Origin of the sequence: Halomonas sp. B23F22_10, from assembly GCF_043496975.1 — a bacterium.
Classification (GTDB): Bacteria; Pseudomonadota; Gammaproteobacteria; order Pseudomonadales; family Halomonadaceae; genus Halomonas; species Halomonas smyrnensis.
Genome location: NZ_JBIEKF010000003.1, coordinates 116973 through 137391, shown reverse-complemented (window position 1 = coordinate 137391; position 20419 = coordinate 116973). Strand labels below are relative to the sequence as shown.

At 69.6% G+C, this 20419-nt stretch carries 17 protein-coding genes; 11 read left to right on the top strand and 6 right to left on the bottom strand.

The window, feature by feature from the left end:
- Positions 1-62: 62 nt before the first annotated feature.
- Together ACGTNF_RS07720 and ACGTNF_RS07715 are read left to right on the top strand one after the other, a co-directional pair.
- A complete protein-coding gene (locus ACGTNF_RS07720; protein ID WP_394601185.1) occupies positions 63-605 on the top strand; it encodes a DNA-3-methyladenine glycosylase I in 543 nt (180 codons plus the stop codon).
- A gap of 60 nt (positions 606-665) precedes the next feature.
- Complete coding sequence (locus ACGTNF_RS07715; RefSeq protein WP_394601184.1) at positions 666-1748, top strand: metal-dependent hydrolase; 1083 nt, start codon at positions 666-668, stop codon at positions 1746-1748.
- Positions 1749-1830: 82 nt separating this feature from the next.
- Here ACGTNF_RS07715 and ACGTNF_RS07710 read toward each other — a convergent pair whose 3' ends face one another.
- Together ACGTNF_RS07710 and ACGTNF_RS07705 are read right to left on the bottom strand one after the other, a co-directional pair.
- Complete coding sequence (locus ACGTNF_RS07710; protein ID WP_394601183.1) at positions 1831-2430, bottom strand: FMN-dependent NADH-azoreductase; 600 nt, start codon at positions 2428-2430, stop codon at positions 1831-1833.
- Between the two features lie 118 nt (positions 2431-2548).
- Positions 2549-3304: a COG3650 family protein gene (locus tag ACGTNF_RS07705; RefSeq protein WP_394601182.1), complete on the bottom strand. Its 756-nt coding sequence runs from the start codon at positions 3302-3304 to the stop codon at positions 2549-2551.
- Between the two features lie 175 nt (positions 3305-3479).
- On the opposite strand from ACGTNF_RS07705, the gene ACGTNF_RS07700 reads away from it, so the two are divergent.
- Positions 3480-4394 carry a LysR family transcriptional regulator gene (locus ACGTNF_RS07700; protein ID WP_394601181.1) on the top strand — a complete coding sequence of 305 codons (915 nt, stop codon included), beginning with the start codon at positions 3480-3482 and terminating at the stop codon, positions 4392-4394.
- A gap of 10 nt (positions 4395-4404) precedes the next feature.
- Here the strand turns inward: ACGTNF_RS07700 and ACGTNF_RS07695 are convergent, their stop codons facing one another.
- Both ACGTNF_RS07695 and ACGTNF_RS07690 read right to left on the bottom strand, forming a co-directional pair.
- Entirely contained in the window at positions 4405-6042 is a 1638-nt protein-coding gene (locus tag ACGTNF_RS07695; protein ID WP_394601180.1) for an ATP-binding protein, read from the bottom strand.
- Complete coding sequence (locus ACGTNF_RS07690; protein WP_152477963.1) at positions 6042-6755, bottom strand: winged helix-turn-helix domain-containing protein; 714 nt, start codon at positions 6753-6755, stop codon at positions 6042-6044. The genes ACGTNF_RS07695 and ACGTNF_RS07690 overlap by 1 nt, the downstream gene beginning before the upstream one ends.
- Before the next feature lie 351 nt (positions 6756-7106).
- Between ACGTNF_RS07690 and ACGTNF_RS07685 the strand changes: the two genes are divergently transcribed.
- The 3 genes from ACGTNF_RS07685 to gnd all read left to right on the top strand — a co-directional run bounded on the left by ACGTNF_RS07685 (position 7107) and on the right by gnd (position 12515).
- Positions 7107-10016 carry a ribonucleoside-diphosphate reductase subunit alpha gene (locus ACGTNF_RS07685; protein ID WP_394601179.1) on the top strand — a complete coding sequence of 970 codons (2910 nt, stop codon included), beginning with the start codon at positions 7107-7109 and terminating at the stop codon, positions 10014-10016.
- A gap of 136 nt (positions 10017-10152) precedes the next feature.
- Positions 10153-11388 carry a ribonucleotide-diphosphate reductase subunit beta gene (locus ACGTNF_RS07680; RefSeq protein WP_394601178.1) on the top strand — a complete coding sequence of 412 codons (1236 nt, stop codon included), beginning with the start codon at positions 10153-10155 and terminating at the stop codon, positions 11386-11388.
- Between the two features lie 146 nt (positions 11389-11534).
- Positions 11535-12515: a phosphogluconate dehydrogenase (NAD(+)-dependent, decarboxylating) gene (gnd, locus tag ACGTNF_RS07675; RefSeq protein WP_394601177.1), complete on the top strand. Its 981-nt coding sequence runs from the start codon at positions 11535-11537 to the stop codon at positions 12513-12515.
- A gap of 10 nt (positions 12516-12525) precedes the next feature.
- On the opposite strand, the gene ACGTNF_RS07670 is transcribed toward gnd, so the two are convergent.
- Positions 12526-13062 carry a rhomboid family intramembrane serine protease gene (locus ACGTNF_RS07670; protein ID WP_394601176.1) on the bottom strand — a complete coding sequence of 179 codons (537 nt, stop codon included), beginning with the start codon at positions 13060-13062 and terminating at the stop codon, positions 12526-12528.
- Between ACGTNF_RS07670 and ACGTNF_RS07665 the strand changes: the two genes are divergently transcribed.
- The 5 genes from ACGTNF_RS07665 to ACGTNF_RS07645 all read left to right on the top strand — a co-directional run bounded on the left by ACGTNF_RS07665 (position 13061) and on the right by ACGTNF_RS07645 (position 18920).
- Positions 13061-15118: a TonB-dependent receptor family protein gene (locus tag ACGTNF_RS07665; RefSeq protein WP_394601175.1), complete on the top strand. Its 2058-nt coding sequence runs from the start codon at positions 13061-13063 to the stop codon at positions 15116-15118. The two genes, ACGTNF_RS07670 and ACGTNF_RS07665, sit on opposite strands and share 2 nt — an antisense overlap.
- Positions 15119-15194: 76 nt before the next feature.
- Complete coding sequence (locus ACGTNF_RS07660; RefSeq protein ID WP_394601174.1) at positions 15195-15599, top strand: NUDIX hydrolase; 405 nt, start codon at positions 15195-15197, stop codon at positions 15597-15599.
- A 1-nt stretch (position 15600) separates the two neighbouring features.
- Entirely contained in the window at positions 15601-15846 is a 246-nt protein-coding gene (locus ACGTNF_RS07655; RefSeq protein WP_394601173.1) for a DUF3565 domain-containing protein, read from the top strand.
- A 42-nt stretch (positions 15847-15888) separates the two neighbouring features.
- A complete protein-coding gene (locus ACGTNF_RS07650) occupies positions 15889-17715 on the top strand; it encodes a monovalent cation:proton antiporter-2 (CPA2) family protein (RefSeq protein ID WP_394601172.1) in 1827 nt (608 codons plus the stop codon).
- Positions 17716-17726: 11 nt separating this feature from the next.
- Complete coding sequence (locus ACGTNF_RS07645) at positions 17727-18920, top strand: amino acid deaminase (protein ID WP_394601171.1); 1194 nt, start codon at positions 17727-17729, stop codon at positions 18918-18920.
- A 150-nt stretch (positions 18921-19070) separates the two neighbouring features.
- On the opposite strand, the gene modC is transcribed toward ACGTNF_RS07645, so the two are convergent.
- Positions 19071-20213, bottom strand: coding sequence for a molybdenum ABC transporter ATP-binding protein (gene modC / locus ACGTNF_RS07640; RefSeq protein ID WP_394601170.1), 1143 nt, complete (start codon positions 20211-20213; stop codon positions 19071-19073).
- Between the last annotated feature and the right edge of the window lie 206 nt (positions 20214-20419).

Here is a 20419-nt window from a genome sequence, read left to right as displayed (position 1 = left end):
GTCTGGGCAATGGGGGCATCCTGACGCATCCCCCCCGATTCCTTCATCGACGAGCAGGTGTCATGAGCCACTACTGTGACCTGGCCCCCGGCCATCCGTTTCACGGGCCCTATCACGACCACGAGTACGGGTTCCCCGTCGCCGATGACGACACGCTGTTCGAGCGTCTGGCCCTGGAGATCAACCAGGCGGGCCTATCCTGGCTGACGGTGCTCAAGAAGCGCGACGCCTTCCAGGCGGCCTTCGAGGGCTTCGCCGTCGACCGCGTGGCCGCCTACGGCGAGGAAGAGCGCGCCCGGCTGCTGGCCGACGCCGGCATCATTCGCAATCGCCTCAAGGTCGATGCCGTGATCCACAACGCCGGCGTGATCCAGACGCTGCGCGCCGAGCACGGCGGCTTCCGGGGCTGGCTGGAGGCGCATCATCCACGCCCCCACGCCGACTGGGTCAGGCTGTTCAAGCGCACCTTCCGCTTCACCGGCCCGGAGATCGTCGGCGAGTTCCTCATGAGCAGCGGCTACCTGCCCGGCGCCCATCGCGACGACTGCCCGGTCCAGGCCCGCGTCCTCGCCGCCGGCCCCGCCTGGGCCAGGGGCGATGCCTAGCCCGGCGCGCCCTTCTACTCTACCTCCTGACACCACGACGCCCCGAGGACTCTCCCGCCCATGGACTCCCTGACACAGGCCGCGCTGGGCGCGGCGATCGGCGGCACCGTACTGGGCCGACGGCTGGGCCGCAAGGCGGTGCTGATCGGCGCCGCCCTGGGCACCCTGCCCGACCTGGACGTGGCCATCGACTACGGCGACGCGATCGCCGACGTCACCCAGCATCGCGGCTTCAGCCACTCGCTGTTCGTGCTGGCCGGGCTGTCGGTCCTGCTCGCCGGGCTGTCGGCTCGCGTCGCCAGGGCGCGGGACATTTCCCCGGGCCGCTGGCTGGCCTTCTTCGGCCTGTGCCTGCTCACCCATCCGCTGCTGGATGCGCTGACCACCTACGGCACCCAGATCTGGTGGCCGCTGGACGTGCGCCCGGCGGCCTATCCGCTGCTGTTCATCATCGACCCGCTGTACTCGCTGCCGCTGCTGGCCGGCGTGCTGATCGCGCTGTTCGGCGGCCGAACCACCGCCACCCGCTGGGGGCTGGCGCTATCCTGCCTGTACATCGTGCTGTCGCTGGGCGCCCGCACCCTGGTCGAGCAGCGCGTCGAGCCGGTGCTCGCCGCACAGGGCCTCGATGATGCCCCGCGACTGATCCAGCCCACGCCCTTCAACATCCTGCTGTGGCGCGTCAGCGTGGCCGAGGAGGACCGCTACCACGAGACCCTGGTGAGCGTCTTCGACGGCGACCGGCCGCCCCGGCTGGAGAGCTTCTCCCGCGGCGCCGAGTGGGAGGCGATCGCCCTGGACGACGCCAGCGGGCGGCGCCTGGACTGGTTCGCCGGCCCCTTCCTGCGCTACGAGGTCGACGAGCGCCAGCATCCCGCCACCCTGGTGGCCACCGACCTGCGGCTGGGCTTCCCGGGCTTCCATGTCTTCCACTTCGCCCTCGCCGAGCGCAGCGACGACGGCTGGCGGCCGCTCGACGCGACCTACCGGCTCGAGGCGCCACGCCAGGGCGAGGCACCGGGCCAGGACCGCAACACGGCGCTGAGGCGGCTGGGCACGCGAATCCTCTCCACCGAGTCGCTGCTGTGCGTCGGTCAGTTCGTCGAGCCGCGCTGGCGGCTGTCGACGTCCGCCAGCTGCTGACCGGCTCCCCCGGAACGCGAACAGGGCGACCCGAGGGTCGCCCTGTTACGCGATGGTGGGGGCTCGGCCCGGCATCGCCGGCTCAGAGGCGCTCGACCAGGCCGGCGATGGCCTGGCGGGCCTCGCTCATGGCCGCGTCGTGCTTGGCCTGGCCCATGTTCAGGCCCTCGGCGAACACGGTGTCCACCTCGCCGATGCCCATCAGGCCCAGCATGTGGGTGAGGTGCGGGGTCTGGCTGTCGAGCTCGGAGCCGGCGTACTCGCCGCCGCGCGCCGCCAGCAGAATGGCCCGCTTGCCCTCGATCAGGCCCACCGGGCCGTTCTCGGTGTAGCGGAAGGTCATGCCGGCGCGTAGCACGCGGTCGAACCAGGCCTTCATCTGAGTCGGCAGGCCGAGGTTGTAGAGCGGCACGCCGAACACCACCACGTCATGCGCCAGCAGCTCCTCGATCAGGGCGTCGGAGCGGGCCGCCAGCTGGCGCTGTTCGGCGTCGCGCGCTTCCGGCGCCACCTGCCAGCTGGAAAGCTCGGCCAGCCCCAGGTGCGGCAGCTCGTCGGCCACCAGATCGCGGCGGGTGATCTCCACCCCGTCGCGCTCGCCGGCCAGGGCGCTGAAGTGATCGGCCAGCGCCTGGGAGTTGCCGCCGAGGATGGAAGAGGTCAGGACGAGGACGCGGGTCATGGCGATCTCCTTGGAGCTTCGTGAGCGGAAGAATGATCGCCATTATATATTCGTCTTTGGCCACGATAAGCGGGAAAAAACGCAGCTATCGTTCGACCATATCGAATACTGAAGCCCCCTAGGGGGCGATTCCCTGCCCGCAGCCCCGATAGGTCTCGCCGTTGAGCGACAGGGTCACCCGGGCCGGCCAGGGCTGGCCGCTCATGTCGTCGAAGCAGGCCTTGGCCTCGATGCGCAGCGTGAAGGGCCGCGCCGCCTGGCCGCTGGCCAGGATCACCCGGCCGGCGCCGTTGTCGAGGGTGGTCACCCGATAGGGCAGCGTCAGCTCGCGCTCGCCGTAGTCCAGGGTCAGGTCGAGCTCGGGCACGTCGTTGGCCAGCTCCACGTGCCAGCCAGGCTCGTTGCCGCGGCCGTGGAACATCACGCCCGGATGGCCCTCGCGGGTCAGGGCATCGAGGGTGATGTCGCGCCGGCAGTCCAGCCGCCCCCGCTGGCTCTCGACCAGCGCCTCATCGCCCTTCAGCCACACGCTCAGCCCGCCGTTCTGATAGCGGCTGCCGCTGGCCACCACGGACGGCGTGAGCCGGTTGGCCCCGAGGGCCGACCACAGCCGCAGCTCGTCCTCTCCCGCGGCGGTCACCAGGTCCTGGGCCGGCGTGCAGCGCCAGCCGACCAGCTCGTCGGCCTCGCCGGGAAACAGCGTCGAGGGCAGCAGCGGCGCCTTGGGTGCGGCGGCATCATCGGCCGCGGACACCGTGGGAGCGGGTTCGGGGGCAGGCTCGGTGGCCGGCGAGTTGACGTAGGTGATGCAGCCGGACAGGCCCAGCGACATCAGCAGCGGCAGGGCAACCCGGCAGGACGAGAGACGGGGCATGGCAATGACTCCTTGTGCGACGAAACTCCAGCGCTGCCAGCATACCAGCCACCGGCCGGGAGTGGCGCGACGCCGGGCGCGCACCGTTCCCGGCGACGGAAACGGAATCCGGCTGGCCCGAAAGACTGAATAAAACTAAACTTGCTCTTCATCATCATGAAGTTAGCTCAGAATCATGCTCGAACTCCGCCATCTCCGCACGCTCATCGCCCTGCGCGACGCCGGCTCCCTGGTCGAAGCCGCCGAGCGGGTGCACCTGACCCAGTCCGCCCTCTCCCACCAGATCAAGGATCTGGAGGAGCGGCTGGGCAACCCGCTGTTCCTGCGCAAGACCCGGCCGGTGGAGTTCACCCGCGCCGGGCTGCGGCTGCTGGCGCTGGCCGAGCAGGTGCTGCCCCAGGTGCGCCTGGCGGAGCGCGACCTGGCGCGACTGGCCGGCAACGAGCAGGGCCGGCTGCACATGGCCATCGAGTGCCACAGCTGCTTCCAGTGGCTGATGCCCACCGTCGACCACTTCCGCGACCACTGGCCCGAGGTCGAGATCGACATTCCCGGCGGCCATCACTTCGATCCGCTGCCGGCCCTGGCCAGGGAGCAGCTCGATCTGGTGATCACCGCCGATCCCCAACCGCTGCCCGGCGTCCACTACGAGCCGCTGTTCCGCTACGAGGGGCTGCTGGCCGTGGCCCGCCAGCACCGCCTGGCCGGCAGGCCGTTCGCGGTACCGGAGGACCTGGCCGACGAGACGCTGATCACCTATCCGGTGGAACACACCATGCTGGACGTCTTCACCCAGTTCCTCGATCCGGCCGGCTGCCGGCCGCGCGAGGTGCGCACCGCCGAACTGACGATCATGATGATGCAGCTGGTGGCCAGCGGGCGGGGGGTCTGTGCGCTGCCCAACTGGGCGCTGACCGAGTACCTGGAGCGGGACTACGTGAAGGCCGTGCCGCTGGGCGAGCACGGGGTGTGGAGCACGCTGTTCGCGGCGATCCGCGAGGAGACACGCGACGCGCCCTGGATGGAGGATTTCCTGCGTACCGCCCGGGAAACGTCATTCTCGGTGCTGACCGGCATCAAGCCGGCCTGAAGCGCGAACCTCAGCCGTCGCGAGCAGCGGCGCGCTGGGGCAGCAGCAGCGTGAAGCGCGCCCCGCCGAGCGTGGGGCTGGCGTCCACCATCACGCTGCCGCCGTGCCAGGCCATGACCTTCTGCACGATCGAGAGCCCCAGGCCGTAGCCGCCCGAGTGGCGGGCGCGGCTGTCGTCGAGCCGCGCGAAGGGCTTGAAGATCTCGCTGCGCTTGGCCACCGGCACGCCGGGGCCGTCGTCCTCGATGTCGATGCGTACCAGCCGCGGCTCGCCGTGGATGCGGATCACCACCCGGCTGCGGGCGTGGCGGCAGGCGTTGGCCACCAGGTTCTGCAGCGCCCGCTGCAGATAGCGCGACTCCGCCGCCGCCTCCACCTCGTCCCCCGGCAGCAGGCCGAGGCTCAGATGGCCGTGCAGGGGGTGCAGCGCCTCGATGACGCGCTCGGCCATGGCCCGGCACTCCACCAGCGAGGTCTCCATGGGCACGCCGTTGGCCGTCTCGCTGCCCAGGCGCGCGTAGGTGAGGATCTCGTCGACCAGGTCGTCGAGCTCGGTGATGTCGGCATCGATGCCCTGCAGGTGGCGCCGCACGCCCGGCTCGTCGGTCATGTCCTCGACCATCTGCACGGCGAAGCGGATACGCGCCACCGGGGTGCGCAGCTCGTGGGACACCGCGCGGATCATGTCCTGCTGACCACGCAGCAGCGACTGCACCTGGGCGGCCATGCCGTTCAGCGCCATGCCCAGCCGGCTCAGGAAGTCGTTGCCCTCGACCTTGACCCGGGTGTCCAGGCGCCCGGCGGCGATGCGCGTGGCGGCGAGCTCGAGCCGCGCCATGCGGGCCTCGACGCCGCGCACGATCAGATAGATGATCACCGCCAGCATGCCCAGCAGCATCAGCAACAGCAGCAACAGCAGCGAGGCCGGCAGCGGCTCGAAGGCATTGAGCGGGCCGACCTCGACCCACTGGGTGGCGCCCTGTTCGCCCGGCAGCTGGAGATAGAGCGACATCGCCCAGCGCTGGGGCAGCAGGCGCACCACCACCTCGGCATCGTTCAGCGTGACCAGCCGCGCCGGCGCCAGCCCCTCGGGCGGGGTGTCGGTGAGGCTCAGCTGGATCACGCCGCTGCGCAGCCGGTCGAGCCGCGTCGAGCGCCGCTCCGGCGGCACCGCCAGCAGCCACTGGCCAAGCTGACGGGCCAGGCCCATCAGCTGATGTTCGCCCAGCGAGGCCAGCTCCATCCGCAACAGCAGCGGCTCGTCGTCCAGCCGGCGGTGCAGCAGCCAGCCCATGTCCTCGGTCTGGCGCACCAGGGTCTGGCCGCTCTCGAGCCGCGCCCGCTCGAAGTAGCCGTGCGGCCCCTGGGCGATGTCATGCAGGGACAGCTCGATGCCGAGCCGAGCGCTCTGCTCGCGCAGCCAGGCATCACGCCGCTCGGGAGCGAGCGCCTCGAGCTGGGCACTGAACAGCGTCATCGGCGCCTCGGCGAGCTGCTCCTGGTAGTGCTGGCGGCGCACCTTGTCGACCACGGTGATGGCCAGCAGCGCCAGGGCAAAGCTCATCACCAGCGCCAGCGCCAGCAGCACGTAGACGCGCAGGAAGGTGCTGTCGGAGAGGGCGCGGGGCAGCAGGCGGAAGGACGCCATCAGCCGTCCTTGACGAACAGGTAGCCCTTGCTGCGCACGGTCTTGATCCGCTGCGGCTGGTTGGGATCGTCACCGATCTTGGGGCGAATCCGCGAGACGCGCACGTCGATGGAGCGATCCTGACCGTCGTACTTGATGCCGCGCAGCTGGGAGAAGATCTCCTCGCGGGTCAGCACCCGGCCGGCGTTGCTGGCCAGCAGCCACAGCAGGTCGAACTCGGCGCTGGTCAGGTCGACGCGCTCGCCGGCGAGGAAGGCCTCGCGGGTCGAGTTGTCGATCTCCAGCGGGCCGAAGGCCAGGCGGGGCTCCTCGCCGACCACGCCGCTCTCGCGGCGCCGCAGCAGCGCCCGCATGCGCGCCAGCAGCACCCGCGGCTGCACCGGCTTGGCCACGTAATCGTCGGCGCCCATCTCCAGGCCCAGCACCTGATCCATGTCATCGGTGCGGGCGGTGAGCATCAGGATTGGCCCGGGATACTCGGAGCGCACCCGGCGGCAGATCGAGAGGCCGTCCTCGCCGGGCAGCATCAGGTCGAGGACCACCAGGTCGGGCAGCAGGGCGAGGATCCGATCGACGCCGTTGGCCCCGTCGGGCTCGAGAGTCACGCGGAAGCCGTTGGCCTCCAGGTAATCGCGGGTCAACTCGGCCAGGCGCTCATCATCCTCGATGATCAGTACGTGATCCTGCTCGGAAGGGTCCAGGCTGTCGTCCATTTGTGCGTCATCTTCCTCAATGGGCGTGCGGGAAACGAGGGCGTCGGCGCCCGGCCGACCACCAATGGCTAAAGAATACCCGACAACGCTTCCCTTCGCTCGTCGATACTCGACGTGAATCGGCGCCAGCCGCTCAACCATGCGGTCTGCCGCCGGGCCCCGCAATCACCCCCTGAAATACCACAGTTCATCCACAAAGTTATCCACTTGATGATCGCGGTAAAGCACACTATCTTGTGCCCGCTTGGGGCTGGCACACCATATACTGTGCTCTTAGCAACCACTCCAGATTCTGTCAACCGTCGTACCACGGCGGCCTTCTTCAACCGACAAGGTAGGGACCCCGGCGCCATGGATACCACCGCTGCCCAGGACCACTCGTCCGTCTCCGTCACCGCACCGCAGACCCTGCGTGTCATCAAGCGCACCGGCGATGTCGTGCCCTTCGATGCCGGCAAGATCGCCGTGGCCCTGAGCAAGGCCTTCATCGCCGTGGAGGGCGACAACGCCGCCACCTCCTCGCGGGTCCGCGACCTCGTCCAGCAGGCCTCCGAGAGCATCGCCCAGGCCTTCCAGCGCCGCATGCCCGACGGTGGCACCGTGCACATCGAGGACATCCAGGACCAGGTCGAGCTGGCCCTGATGCGCGCCGGTGAGCAGAAGGTCGCCCGCGCCTACGTGCTGTACCGCGAGGAGCACGCCCGTGCCCGCGCCGAGGCCGGCGCCGACATCGAGAAGCCGCACCCGACGCTCAACGTCACCGCGCCGGACGGCAGCACCCGCCCGCTGGACCTGGGCCGGGTCGAGACGCTGGTCTTCGACGCCTGCGAGAATCTCACCAACGTCGATCCGCAGAAGATCGTCGAGGACTCGCTGAAGAACCTCTACGACGGCGTCAGCGTCGACGGCGTCTCCCAGGCGCTGATGATGACCGCGCGGACCCTGGTCGAGAAGGATCCCAACTACACCTACGTCACCGCCCGCCTGCTGCAGGACAACCTGCGCCGCGAGGCGCTGTCGTTCCTGGGCATCGCCGACGAGGCGACCTACCAGGAGATGGCCGACTTCTACAAGCCGGCCTTCCAGGCCTACATCGAGAAGGGCATCGAGTTCGAACAGCTCGACCCGCAGCTCGCCGAGTTCGACCTCGAGCGTCTGGGCGATGCCCTGGACCATACCCGCGACGCCCAGTTCACCTACCTCGGCCTGCAGACCCTCTACGACCGCTACTTCATCCACCGTGACGAGGTCCGCTACGAGCTGCCCCAGGTGATGTTCATGCGCGTCGCCATGGGCCTGTCGCTCAACGAGGACGACCGCGAGGCGCGGGCCATCGAGTTCTACGAGCTGCTCTCCAGCTTCGACTACATGGCCTCCACGCCGACCCTGTTCAACGCGGGCACCGTGCGCAGCCAGCTCTCCAGCTGCTACCTGACCACCGTGCCGGACGACCTGGACAGCATCTACAGCGCCATCCGCGACAACGCCCTGCTCTCCAAGTGGGCCGGCGGCCTCGGCAACGACTGGACCCCGGTGCGTGCGCTGGGCTCCTACATCAAGGGCACCAACGGCAAGTCCCAGGGCGTGGTGCCGTTCCTCAAGGTGGTCAACGACACCGCCGTGGCCGTGAACCAGGGCGGCAAGCGCAAGGGCGCCGTCTGCGCCTACCTCGAGAGCTGGCACCTCGACATCGAGGAGTTCCTCGAGCTGCGCAAGAACACCGGTGACGACCGTCGTCGTACCCACGACATGAACACCGCCAACTGGGTGCCGGACCTGTTCATGAAGCGCGTCTTCGACGACGAGGAGTGGACCCTGTTCTCGCCGGCCACCTGCCCGGACCTCCACGACCTGTACGGCGCCGCCTTCGAGAAGCGCTACAGCGAATACGAGGAGATGACCCGCAACGGCCAGCTCAAGCTGTTCAAGCGCGTCAAGGCCAAGGATCTGTGGCGCAAGATGCTCTCGATGCTGTTCGAGACCGGCCACCCGTGGATCACCTTCAAGGATCCGTGCAACCTGCGCAGCCCCCAGCAGCACGCCGGCGTGGTCCACAGCTCCAACCTGTGCACCGAGATCACCCTGAACACCTCGGTCGACGAGATCGCGGTGTGCAACCTGGGCTCCATCAACCTGGCCCAGCACGTGGTCGACGGCGAGTTCGACGGCGACAAGCTGAAGCAGACCGTCAAGACCGCGGTGCGGATGCTCGATAACGTCATCGACATCAACTACTACGCGGTGCCGCAGGCGAAGAACTCGAACTTCAAGCACCGTCCGGTGGGCCTCGGCATCATGGGCTTCCAGGATGCCCTCTACGCCCAGGACATCGCCTACGCCTCCGAGGACGCCGTGACCTTCGCCGACCGCTCCATGGAGCTGGTCAGCTATCACGCCATCGAGGCCTCCAGCGACCTGGCCGCCGAGCGCGGGCACTACCAGAGCTACGAGGGCTCGCTGTGGAGCCAGGGCGTGCTGCCGATCGATTCCATCGAGAAGCTGAAGGAAGAGCGCGGCGCCAAGTACATCGAGGTCGACACCTCCACGACCCAGGACTGGGACCGCATCCGCGACAAGGTCGCCGCCCAGGGCATGCGCAACTCCAACGTCATGGCCATCGCCCCGACCGCGACCATCTCGAACATCTGCGGCGTCTCGCAGTCGATCGAGCCGACCTATCAGAACCTGTTCGTGAAATCGAACCTGTCCGGCGAGTTCACCGTGGTCAACTCCTACATGGTCAACGACCTCAAGGAGCGCGGCCTGTGGGACGAGGTCATGATCAACGACCTCAAGTACTACGACGGCTCCGTGCAGCCCATCGACCGCGTGCCGGACGACCTGAAGGCCAAGTACGCCAGCGCCTTCGAGGTCGAGCCCAAGTGGCTGGTCGAGGCCGCCTCTCGTCGTCAGAAGTGGCTCGACCAGGCCCAGTCGCTGAACCTCTACATCAAGGGCGTCTCCGGCAAGAAGCTGGACGTGACCTACCGCATGGCGTGGTTCCGCGGCCTCAAGACCACCTACTACCTGCGCGCCCTGGGCGCCACCTCGGTGGAGAAGTCCACCGTGGACCGCGGCAACCTCAACGCGGTGAGCAACGCCTCGCCCGGTGCGGCCCCGGCCCCGACGCCGTCCGCCGCCCCGGAAGCCAAGCAGGAGCCGAAAGGCATCGACGACTTCCTGCAGGGCAAGAACGGCGGCGGCTCCCGCGCGCCCTCGGCCGGCGAGATCGACGAGCTCGGCTGCGAGGCCTGCCAGTAAGCCTCCGGCGCCCGACGCCAGCGCACGAGCCGGAGGGTCACCGCCCTCCGGCTTCGCCCCTTCTACCATCGCCGCAGCCGCTCACTCCGATGCGAACGCCTGCGGACCATCCGGGCAACCACCGGGAGAGACACAGATGATCGATTGGAACGAGTTCCACGAAGACGACACCGCCACCGCCGAAGCGCCCCAGCCGGCACCGCAGCCCGCGCCCAAGGCCGAGGCACCCGCCGAGGAAGTCCGCGACAGCGCCGGCAGCTACGCGGTCGCCGAGCAGGACCGCCTGGCCCGCGCCAAGCAGTCGCTCGAGGAGCTGGACGTGGCCCCCGGCCTCGAGGAACTCGAGATGGGCGCCAAGCGCATCGACGTCGAGCAGAAGCGGATGATCAATGCCCGCGCCGACCTCAACCAGCTGGTGCCCTTCAAGTACGAGTGGGCGTGGCAGAAGTACCTGGACGGCAGCGCCAACCACTGGATGCCCCAGGAAGTGAACATGAACGCCGACATCGCGCTGTGGAAGAGCGCGGACGGCCTCACCGCCGACGAGCGCCGCATCGTCGAGCGCAGCCTGGGCTACTTCTCCACTGCCGACTCGCTGGTCGCCAACAACCTGGTGCTGGCCGTCTATCGCCTGATCACCAACCCCGAGTGCCGCCAGTACCTGCTGCGCCAGGCCTTCGAGGAGGCGATCCACACCCACGCCTACCAGTATTGCGTGGAGTCGCTGGGCATGGACGAAGGCGAGGTCTTCAACATGTACCGCGAGGTGCCCTCCGTCTCGGCCAAGTCCGCCTGGAGCCTCAAGCACACCCAGTCGCTGTCGCGCCCCGACTTCAACACCGGCACCCCGGAGACCGACCAGGAACTGCTGCGCAACCTGATCGCCTTCTATTGCGTGACCGAGGGCATCTTCTTCTACTGCGGCTTCAGCCAGATCCTGTCCATGGGCCGTCGCAACAAGATGACCGGCGTCGCCGAGCAGTTCCAGTACATCCTGCGCGACGAGTCGATGCACCTGAACTTCGGCGTCGACATGATCAACCAGATCAAGATCGAGAACCCGCACCTGTGGACGCCCGAGTTCCAGGACGAGGTCACCCAGATGATTCTCGAGGGCACCGAGCTCGAGATCGCCTACGCCCGCGACACCATGCCCCGCGGCGTGCTGGGCATGAACGCGGCGATCATGGAGGAGTACCTGCACTTCATCTGCAACCGTCGCCTGGCGCAGATCGGCCTCAAGGAGCAGTTCCCGGGCGCCGAGAACCCCTTCCCGTGGATGAGCGAGATCATCGACCTGCGCAAGGAGAAGAACTTCTTCGAGACCCGCGTCACCGAATATCAGGTGGGCGGGGCACTGAGCTGGGACTGATCCCCCACGCCCTCATCTAGATGCGAGCGACACGCTCGGCGGGCCATGTCAGGCGACATGGCCCGCTTTGCGTCACGACGCCGCAATGGGTAGGCTTTGCCGCCGTCCCGCTCCCCCCATCCCGTATCATCGTCAGAGGAATCCCCATGCAACTCGGTATCATCGGACTCGGCCGAATGGGCGGCAACATCGCGCGCCGCCTGGTGCGCGACGGCCACGAAGTCGTCGCCTACGATCAGGACGCCGCCACCGCCACGGCCCTCGTCGACGACGGCATCGGCCACGCCGAGAGCCTCGCCGCGCTGGTCGCGAGCCTCGACGCGCCGCGCGCCATCTGGGTGATGCTGCCCGCCGGCGATCCGACCGAGGCCACCATCAACACCCTGTCCGAGCTGATGGCGCCGGGCGATACCATCATCGACGGCGGCAACACCTTCTACAAGGACGACATCCGCCGCGCCAAGGCGCTCGAGCCGAAGGGGCTGCACTACGTCGACGTCGGCACCTCCGGTGGCGTCTGGGGCCTGGAGCGCGGCTACTGCATGATGGTCGGCGCCGAGGACGCGATCTTCGACCGCCTGGAGCCGCTGTTCGACAGCCTGGCCCCCGGCTACGGCGACCTGGAACGCACCCGCGGCCGCAACGCCCCGGACGAACGCGCCGAGCGCGGCTACATCCACGCCGGCCCGGTCGGCGCGGGCCACTACGTCAAGATGGTCCACAACGGCATCGAGTATGGCCTGATGCAGGCCTACGCCGAGGGCTTCGAGCTGATGCAGAGCAAGGCCTCGCCGGAGCTGCCGGAAGACCAGCGCTTCGACCTGAACCTGGCCGACGTGGCCGAGGTCTGGCGCCGCGGCAGCGTGGTCTCCTCCTGGCTGCTCGACCTCACCGCGCAGGCGCTGGCGGGCGACCCGCGCCTCGACCACTACAGCGGGGCCGTCTCCGACAGCGGCGAAGGCCGCTGGACCGTCGACGCCGCCGTCGAGCAGGGGGTCTCCACCCCGGTGCTGGCCAACGCGCTGTTCTCGCGCTTCGCCTCGCGCCAGGAGAACACCTACGCCAACCGCCTGCTCTCGGCCATGCGCTTCGGCTTCGGCGGCCACGTCGAGCCGCCCAAGCAGTAAGCCGGAAGGCTCATGAGCGCCGGCGCCGAGCCAGGATCAGCGCCAGCCCCACCAGCATGCCCGCCAGGTGCGCGAAGTGCGCCACGCCCTGGCGGGTCCCGGCGACGCCCGACCACAGCTCCACCAGGGCGATGACGATCACGAAGTACCTGGCCTTCATCGGGATCGGCGGGATCAGCAGCAGGATGTCGCGGTTCGGATAGCGCAGGCCGAAGGCCAGCAGCAGCGCATGGACGCCGCCCGAGGCGCCCACCGTGGGCGCGAACGGGCCCGCCGACATCGAGACCACCAGCCGCTGCGCCGCCCCGACCCCAGCACGCACAATACGCAGTAGCAGGCGAAGCGCTGGCTGCCCCAGTCGCACTCCGCGCCCTCCCGGCTGCCGTCTTCTCGGGGTAGCCGCCGGGCGGTCATGTCGTCGTCGCGCCAGGCCATGGCCTGGCCGACGCCGAAGGTCCGGCCACTGCCGGACTTCGATTTGCCTGACACTCGTTAGAATGAGAACATTCGCGCCCTCATTTTCCGCCCCGGAGACTCGACGTCCCATGCCCCGACGGTCACTCGCCCCCACCCTGATGACGCCCCTGTTGCTGCTGCCCGCCGCCGGTCAGGCCGCCGAGCTCGCCCTCGAGCCGCTGACGGTCAGCGCATCGCGTCTCGAGCGTGAGCTCTATGCCACGCCCGCCGCCGTGTCCGTGGTGGACGACGAACCGATCGCCCGGGGCCAGTCCCGCGAGCGCCTCAACGAGTCGCTGGCCACCGTGCCGGGGCTGTATCTCCAGAACCGTCACAACTTCGTCCAGGGCGAGCGGGTGTCGATCCGCGGCTTCGGCGCCCGCACTCCCTGGGGCGTGCGCGGCATCACGGTGCGCGTCGACGGCATTCCCTACACCCTGCCCGACGGCCAGGCCCAGCTCGATGCCATCGATCTGGACGGCGCCCGGCGCATCGAGGTCATCCGCGGCCCGGCGGCGGTGCAGTACGGCAACGCCGCCGGCGGCGTGATCGATGTCACCACCGCCGACGGCGAGAGCGATCCGGGTACCCGGCTGCGCGTCGAGGGCGGCAGCGACGGCTACCGCAAGCTGGCCCTCAGCAACGGCGGCGTCGAGGGCCCCTGGTCGCATCACGTCAGCGTCTCGGCGCTGGGCATGGACGGCTATCGCGATCACAGCGAGGTCGAGAAGTACCAGCTCAACGCCAAGCTGCGCCGCGAGCTGGACGCCGACCGCTCGATCACCGCCATCGTCAACCTGCTCGACAATCCGCGCTCCGAGGATCCGGGCGGCCTGACCGCCGAGGCGGTCAACGAGGACCGTGAAGGCACGATCGACAGCAACTTCTATTCACCGACTCGCATCGATGCGGGACAGTCGGTCGACCAGCAGCTGCTCGGCCTCGAGTACGAGGACCGGGCCGCCGGCCCCGGCGAGCTGACCCTGCGCGGCTTCTACCTGCAACGCGACTTCGAGCAGCAGCTGGCCTACGCCGGCGACAGCTTCGTCGCCTACGACCGTGACTACTACGGCGGCAGCGCCGAGTATCGCCAGTCGCTGACCCTGGGCGGCCTGCCGCTGAGCTACGTGACCGGCGTCGACCTGGCGCGCCAGGAAGACGAGCGCTATCGCGATAACGTCACCATCGACGGCGACCACCAGGGCCGCGCCGCCGACGAGACCCAGACCGCCAGCTCGGTCGGCGCCTTCACCCAGGGCGACCTGGACCTGACCGACCGCTGGACCCTCTCCCTCGGCACCCGCTTCGACCACACCACGTTCGATATCGACGACCACTACCTCGCCGATGGCGACAACGGCGGTGATCGCAGCTTCGATCAGTGGAGCGGCAGCGCCGGGCTGAACTATCGCTACCTGCCCAGCCACCAGGCCTATCTCTCGACCGGTACCGCCTATGAGACGCCGACCTTCACCGAGTTCGCCAACCCGGCCCGTGTCGGCGGCTTCAATCCGGACATCGAAGCGCAGAAGGCCTGGAACCGCGAGATCGGCCTGCGCGGCACCTTCGTCGACGCCGGCCTCGACTACGACGTGGCGCTGTTCTCGACCCGGGTACGCGACTCGCTGATCGCCTATCGTGATAACGCCGGACGCGACTTCTATCGCAACGCCGGCCGCAGCCGCCAGGACGGCCTGGAAGTGGCCCTGGGCTGGCAGTTCGCCGAGGACTGGCGCCTCGACAGCGCCCTGACAATGGCGCGCTACGAGTTCCAGGACTACGAGGACGGCAACGGCAATGACTTCGCCAACAACCGCATCCCGGGCCTGCCCGAACGCACCTGGGTCAACCAGCTGACCTGGCAGGGCATCGGCGAGCGCTTCGCCACTCTGGAGACCCGCTACGTCGGCTCGATGTTCACCGACGACGCCAACCGCGTGGAGGTCGACGACGTCTGGCTGGCCAACCTGCGCGCCGGTGACGGCTGGCGCCTCGGCGACGACACCCTGCTCAAGGCCTACGTGGGCGTGCAGAACCTGTTCGACCGTGAGCACTACGACAACATCGTCATCAACGATCAGCGCGGACGCTACTTCAACACGGCGCCGGACCGCAGCGTGTACGCCGGCGTGGAGCTGGCCTTCTAGGCCGGCCTCGACCGCGTCTCTCGGGGCCGCCCTTTGCCGGGGTGGCCCCGCGTCGTTTTCACCCGAGGATGCCCCGATGCATGACACCCCCATCCTGCATATCGCCGCCGCCCTGATCGAGGACGCCGAGGGCCGCCTGCTGCTGGTGCGCAAGCGCGGCACCGAGGCCTTCATGCAGGCCGGCGGCAAGATCGAGCCCGACGAGTCTCCCGCCGAGGCCCTGGCCCGGGAGCTCGAGGAGGAACTCGGCCAGCCGCCGACGCGCCTCGCGCCGCTGGGCGAGTTCCACGCGCCCGCCGCCAACGAGCCCGGCCACGGGCTACGCGCCCATCTGTTCCGCGCCGAGCTCGAAGGCCCGTTGCAGGCCGCTGCCGAGATCGCCGAGCTGCGCTGGGTGACGCCGGCCGAGGCCCTGGTGCTGCCGCTGGCGCCGCTGACCCGCGACGAGGTGCTGCCCCGCGCCGGCCTGGCCGAGGCCTGAGATGGAACAGCCGATCGTCGGCTATCACCGCGACGACGAGGGCCACTGGGTCGCCGAGCTGGCCTGCGGTCACCATCGGCACGTGCGCCACCAGCCGCCCTGGGCCGAGCGCCCCTGGGTGACCACCGAGGCCGGCCGCCGCTCGCGGCTGGGCCTGGCGCTGCCCTGCGTCAAGTGCGACCGCGGCGAGCCGCGCGACGCACCGTCTCTCCACCCCCAAGCCAACGGGGCGCATGCGATAGGATAGAGAGACCGCCCTCCCACCATTCCGCCATCGAAGGAGCCCGACGTGGCCATCGCCCTGCTCTACAACGCCCTGATCTTCCTCGCCTCCGCGGTGCTGATCGTGCCGCTGGTCAAGCGGCTTGGCCTCGGCGAGGTGCTCGGCTATCTGGTCGCCGGCGTGGTGATCGGCCCCTCGGCGCTGGGCCTGGTGCCGGACGCCGACGCCGTGCTGCAGTTTTCCCAGGTCGGCATCGTGTTCCTGCTGTTCGTGATCGGCCTGGAACTCAAGCCGGCCCGCCTCAAGCTGATGCGCAAGGCGGTGTTCCACTTCGGCAGCCTGCAGGTGGCCGTGACCACGGCGCTGCTCACCGGCCTGGCCCTGCTGGCGGGCCTCTCGCCCGCCGCGGCGCTGGTGGTCGGCTTCAGCCTGGGGCTGTGCTCCACGCCGCTGGTGCTGCAGCTGCTGGGCGAGCGCGGCGAGCTGGGCAGCCGCCACGGCCGCTACGCCTTCGCCCTGCTGCTGTTTCAGGACATCGCCGCCATTCCGGTGCTGGCGGCCATTCCGCTGCTGGCCGGCGGCGCCTCCCTGGGCGGCGGCTGGACCCACCTGCTGGCCGAGGCGCTGATCGCCATCGGCGCCTTCGTCGGGCTGATCGTCGGCGGCCGCTACCTGCTGCGCCCGCTGTTCCGCTTCGCCGCCGGCACCCGCAGCCGCGAGGTGTTCGCCGGCACGGCGCTGCTGGTGGTGATCGGCGCCGCCCTGCTGATGGAGCTGGCCGGGCTGTCCATGGCCCTCGGCGCCTTCATCGCCGGGGTGCTGCTGGCCGACTCCGAGTACCGCCACAGCATCGAGGCCGACATCGAGCCCTTCCGCGGCCTGCTGCTGGGGCTGTTCTTCATGGCGGTGGGCATGACCGCCCAGATCGGTCTGCTGGCCGAGCGACCCGGCCTGGCGCTGGGCCTCGCCGCCGGCCTGCTGGCCGCCAAGTGGCTCTCCATGACGCTCGCCGCGAGGCTCTACCGCAGCGACTGGAAGACGGCGCTGAACCTCGGCGCGCTGCTCTCCCAGGGCGGCGAGTTCGGCTTCGTGCTGCTCACCGCGGCGGGCGCCGCCGGGCTGCTCGACGCCTCGCTGGTCGGCCTGCTGGTGCTGGTGGTGTCGCTGTCCATGGCCGCCACGCCGGTGCTGTTCCTGCTCCATGCGCGGCTGATCCGCCCGCTGCTGAAGGCCGACAAGCCGCGCCGCGACTACGATCGGCCGCCACCCACCGGGCCGCAGATCATCATCGCCGGCTTCGGGCGCTTCGGGCAGATCATGGGTCGCATCCTGCAGGGGTTGAAGATTCCCTACACGGTGCTCGACAGCAACGCCGAGCGCGTCGACGTGGTGCGCCGCTACGGCACCGAGATCTACTTCGGCGACGCCTCGCGCATCGACCTGCTGGAGGCCGCCGGCGCCGACAAGGCCCGGGTGATGGTGGTGGCGATCGGCGACATCGAGACCTCGATGCGCATCGTCCAGCGGGTCAAGCGGCGCTTCCCGCACCTGCGCGTCTACGCCCGGGCGCGGGACCGCTACCACGCCCAGCTGCTGATGCGCGCCGAGGTCACCCACATCATCCGCGAGCTGCTGCCGGCGAGCCTGGAGCTGACCCGCGAGGTGCTGGTCGGCGTCGGCATCTCCCGCGAGCAGGCCAGTCACACCGTGGAGACCTTCCGCCCCCACGACGAGCGGGCCCTGGAGCGCCAGCTCGAATCGTTCGGCAACAAGCGCGAGCAGATCCAGACCATCCAGCAGGCCGCCCGCGAGCTCGAGGAGCTGTTCGAGGCCGACGAGGACATCGCCACCACCGCGCCCGAGCGCCCGCCGGAGCGGCGCGGCACCACGTGACAGGAGACCCCATGAACCATCACAAGGGCACCCGGGAGACCGGCCGCGACCTGCTGGCCGACGTCAGCCTGCCCGCCGCGGTGATCCATGAGGCGCCGCTGGCCCACAACCTGGCCTGGATGCAGGCCTTCGCCGAGCGCCACGGCGCGCGGCTGGCGCCCCACGGCAAGACCACCATGACCCCGGCGCTGTTTCGCCACCAGCTCGAGGCCGGCGCCTGGGGCATCACGCTGGCCACCCTGCCCCAGTGCCGCGCCGCCTTCGCCGAGGGCGCCAACCGCCTGCTGCTGGCCAACCAGCTCATCGGCCGCGCCAACATGGCGATCGCCGTCGCGCTGATGCGCGCCGGGGCCGAGCTCTACGTGACCGTGGACGGCCACGATAACGTGGCCGAGCTGGGCGAGGTCTTCGCCGACGCCGGCCTGACGCTGCCGGTGCTGATCGAGGCGGGCGTGGCCGGGGGACGCTGCGGCTGCCGAGACGACGCGCAGGTCGCGGCGCTGGCCCGGGACATCGCCGCACGGCCGGGGCTGACGCTGGCCGGCCTGGAGGGCTACGAGGGCGTGGTCCACGGCGACGATCCGGCGGCGAGGATTCGCGCCTACGCCGAGCGGCTGGTGGAGAACCTTCACCGGCTGGCGGACGAGGGACTGTTCGGCGTCGCATCGCCGATCGTCACCGCCTCGGGCTCGGCCTGGTACGACCTGATCGCCGAGGCCTTCCGCGACGGCGGCCTCGAGGGCCGCTTCACCCCGGTGCTGCGCCCGGGCTGCTATGTGGTGCACGACCACGGCCTCTACCGCGAGGCCCAGCGCGGCGTGCTGGCGCGTCGCCCGGACCTGCACGAGGGCCTGCGCCCGGCGCTCACGGTCTACGCCCAGGTGCAGTCGCTGCCGGAGCCGGGGCTCGCCATCGTGGCACTCGGCAAGCGCGACATCGGCGGCGACCGCCTGTCCGAGCCGCTGGTGCGCTATCGGGAAGGCGGCCGCGTCGAGGCGCCGCTGTCGGTGGCGGGCTGGGACGTCACCAGGCAGATGGATCAGCACACCTTCGTCGCCCTGCCGGAAGATGCCGGCGACGTACGCGTGGGCGACGTGGTCGCCTTCGGCGCCTCCCACCCCTGCCTGACCTTCGACAAGTGGCGGCTGATCCACCTCGTCGACGACGGCCTGACCGTCGTCGACACCTGGGAGACGTACTTCTAGAGCCTTATCCAGGCTTTGTGCGAAAAGTCGACGAGCGAAGGCCAGACAAGGCAAAACTCGGTGAAAAGGCGGAGTTTACAAGCTGTAAATGAGTACTTTGAGCCGATTTTTAACGCCGTATGGGCGAGCGCAGGCACTTTTCGTAAAAGCCTAGGGCCGCCGGGTATCAAAGGCCACGCTGCGCACCAGGGCGATGACCGACATGCCTGGCTCGAGTCCCATCTCGTCGAGGGACTTGCGGGTCAGCCGCGCGCGCAGCCTCTGCTCCTCGGCCCCCTTCTCACCGAGTCGCAGGCGCAGCTCCACGGCGGCCTGCCCGGGCCGCGACGGCCCGATCTCCTCGACCGTCGCGCGCAGCCGGTTGCGATAGCTGATGGCGCCGGGCTCGTCCAGGGCCAGCGCCACCTCCCGCACCGGGATGCGCAGCCGCAGCCGCGTGCCGGGCGCGGCGTCCACCGCGGGCAGCGTCAGCCGCTGGCCGTCGGCCAGGCGCAGCCGGCTGAGCGCATAGTGCGGGTCGTGTTCCTCCACCGTCGCCGTGACCAGGGTCGCGGCATCGAAGCCGCCCAGCCGCTCGGTGAGCTCGAAGCGCTGCAGCAGCGCGTCCAGCGGGCCGTCGGCGACCACCCGGCCCTGCTCGAGCAGCACCAGGTGGTCGGCGATGGCGGTCAGCTCGTCGGGATCGTGGCTGACGTAGACGATGGGAATGTCGATGTCGCCGGCCAGCCGCGCGATGTAGTCCAGGAGCTCCTGCTTGCGGGCGCCGTCGAGGCCGGTCAGCGGCTCGTCCATCAGCAGCAGCCGCGGCTCGCTGAGCAGCGCCCGGCCGATCGCCACCCGGCGCGCCTCGCCGCCGGACAGCGTGGCCGGGAAGCGTTCCAGCAGCGCACCGATGCCGAGCAGCTCGACCACGGCATCGAAGCGCCCGCGCCCGGCGCCGCGCATGCCGTAGGCGAGATTGCCGCGCACCCGGTAGTGGGGAAACAGCCGCGGCTCCTGGAACACCACGCCCAGATGGCGCCGATGCGGCGGCACCCGAACGCCGCGCGCGGTGTCCACCAGCGTCTCGTCGCCGAGGCGGATCGCCCCGCGGTGCGGCGCATCGAGCCCGGCGATCATCCTGAGCAGGCTGGTCTTGCCGCTGCCGGAGGGGCCGAACAGCGCGGTCACGCCGCTCGCAGGCAGCGCCAGCGACGCCGACAGCGAGAAGTCGCCGAGGCGCTGCTCGACGTCCAGGGTCAGCGCCGAGCGCGCGCCGGCGGCGCCGTCATGGGCGGCGGTCACATATGACATGGCACTCCCTTGGGACTCATTCCAGGCACTCGAAGAAATCCTGCCGGGGCAAGGCGTCCCGAGGGCGCTATGAACCCATCCTTGGGCGCTACTTTGGCCCTGCAGCGCTCTCGCGTCCCGCTCCGCTTGCAGGACCAGTGCTGGCCATCCATGGCCAGCCCGTTCGGCGAGGGTCGCCTCACCCATGGCCAAAAACCCCTCGCTAT

Excerpts from the sequence above, each read along its gene's own strand:
- modC (WP_394601170.1), bottom strand. The coding sequence starts at position 20,213 with ATGTCATATGTGACCGCCGCCCATGACGGCGCCGCCGGCGCGCGCTCG.
- ACGTNF_RS07665 (WP_394601175.1), top strand. The coding sequence starts at position 13,061 with ATGCCCCGACGGTCACTCGCCCCCACCCTGATGACGCCCCTGTTGCTG.
- ACGTNF_RS07645 (WP_394601171.1), top strand. The coding sequence starts at position 17,727 with ATGAACCATCACAAGGGCACCCGGGAGACCGGCCGCGACCTGCTGGCC.
- ACGTNF_RS07670 (WP_394601176.1), bottom strand. The coding sequence starts at position 13,062 with ATGGGACGTCGAGTCTCCGGGGCGGAAAATGAGGGCGCGAATGTTCTC.
- ACGTNF_RS07705 (WP_394601182.1), bottom strand. The coding sequence starts at position 3,304 with ATGCCCCGTCTCTCGTCCTGCCGGGTTGCCCTGCCGCTGCTGATGTCG.
- gnd (WP_394601177.1), top strand. The coding sequence starts at position 11,535 with ATGCAACTCGGTATCATCGGACTCGGCCGAATGGGCGGCAACATCGCG.
- ACGTNF_RS07700 (WP_394601181.1), top strand. The coding sequence starts at position 3,480 with ATGCTCGAACTCCGCCATCTCCGCACGCTCATCGCCCTGCGCGACGCC.
- ACGTNF_RS07710 (WP_394601183.1), bottom strand. The coding sequence starts at position 2,430 with ATGACCCGCGTCCTCGTCCTGACCTCTTCCATCCTCGGCGGCAACTCC.
- ACGTNF_RS07685 (WP_394601179.1), top strand. The coding sequence starts at position 7,107 with ATGGATACCACCGCTGCCCAGGACCACTCGTCCGTCTCCGTCACCGCA.
- ACGTNF_RS07720 (WP_394601185.1), top strand. The coding sequence starts at position 63 with ATGAGCCACTACTGTGACCTGGCCCCCGGCCATCCGTTTCACGGGCCC.
- ACGTNF_RS07680 (WP_394601178.1), top strand. The coding sequence starts at position 10,153 with ATGATCGATTGGAACGAGTTCCACGAAGACGACACCGCCACCGCCGAA.
- ACGTNF_RS07655 (WP_394601173.1), top strand. The coding sequence starts at position 15,601 with ATGGAACAGCCGATCGTCGGCTATCACCGCGACGACGAGGGCCACTGG.
- ACGTNF_RS07695 (WP_394601180.1), bottom strand. The coding sequence starts at position 6,042 with ATGGCGTCCTTCCGCCTGCTGCCCCGCGCCCTCTCCGACAGCACCTTC.
- ACGTNF_RS07690 (WP_152477963.1), bottom strand. The coding sequence starts at position 6,755 with ATGGACGACAGCCTGGACCCTTCCGAGCAGGATCACGTACTGATCATC.
- ACGTNF_RS07715 (WP_394601184.1), top strand. The coding sequence starts at position 666 with ATGGACTCCCTGACACAGGCCGCGCTGGGCGCGGCGATCGGCGGCACC.
- ACGTNF_RS07660 (WP_394601174.1), top strand. The coding sequence starts at position 15,195 with ATGCATGACACCCCCATCCTGCATATCGCCGCCGCCCTGATCGAGGAC.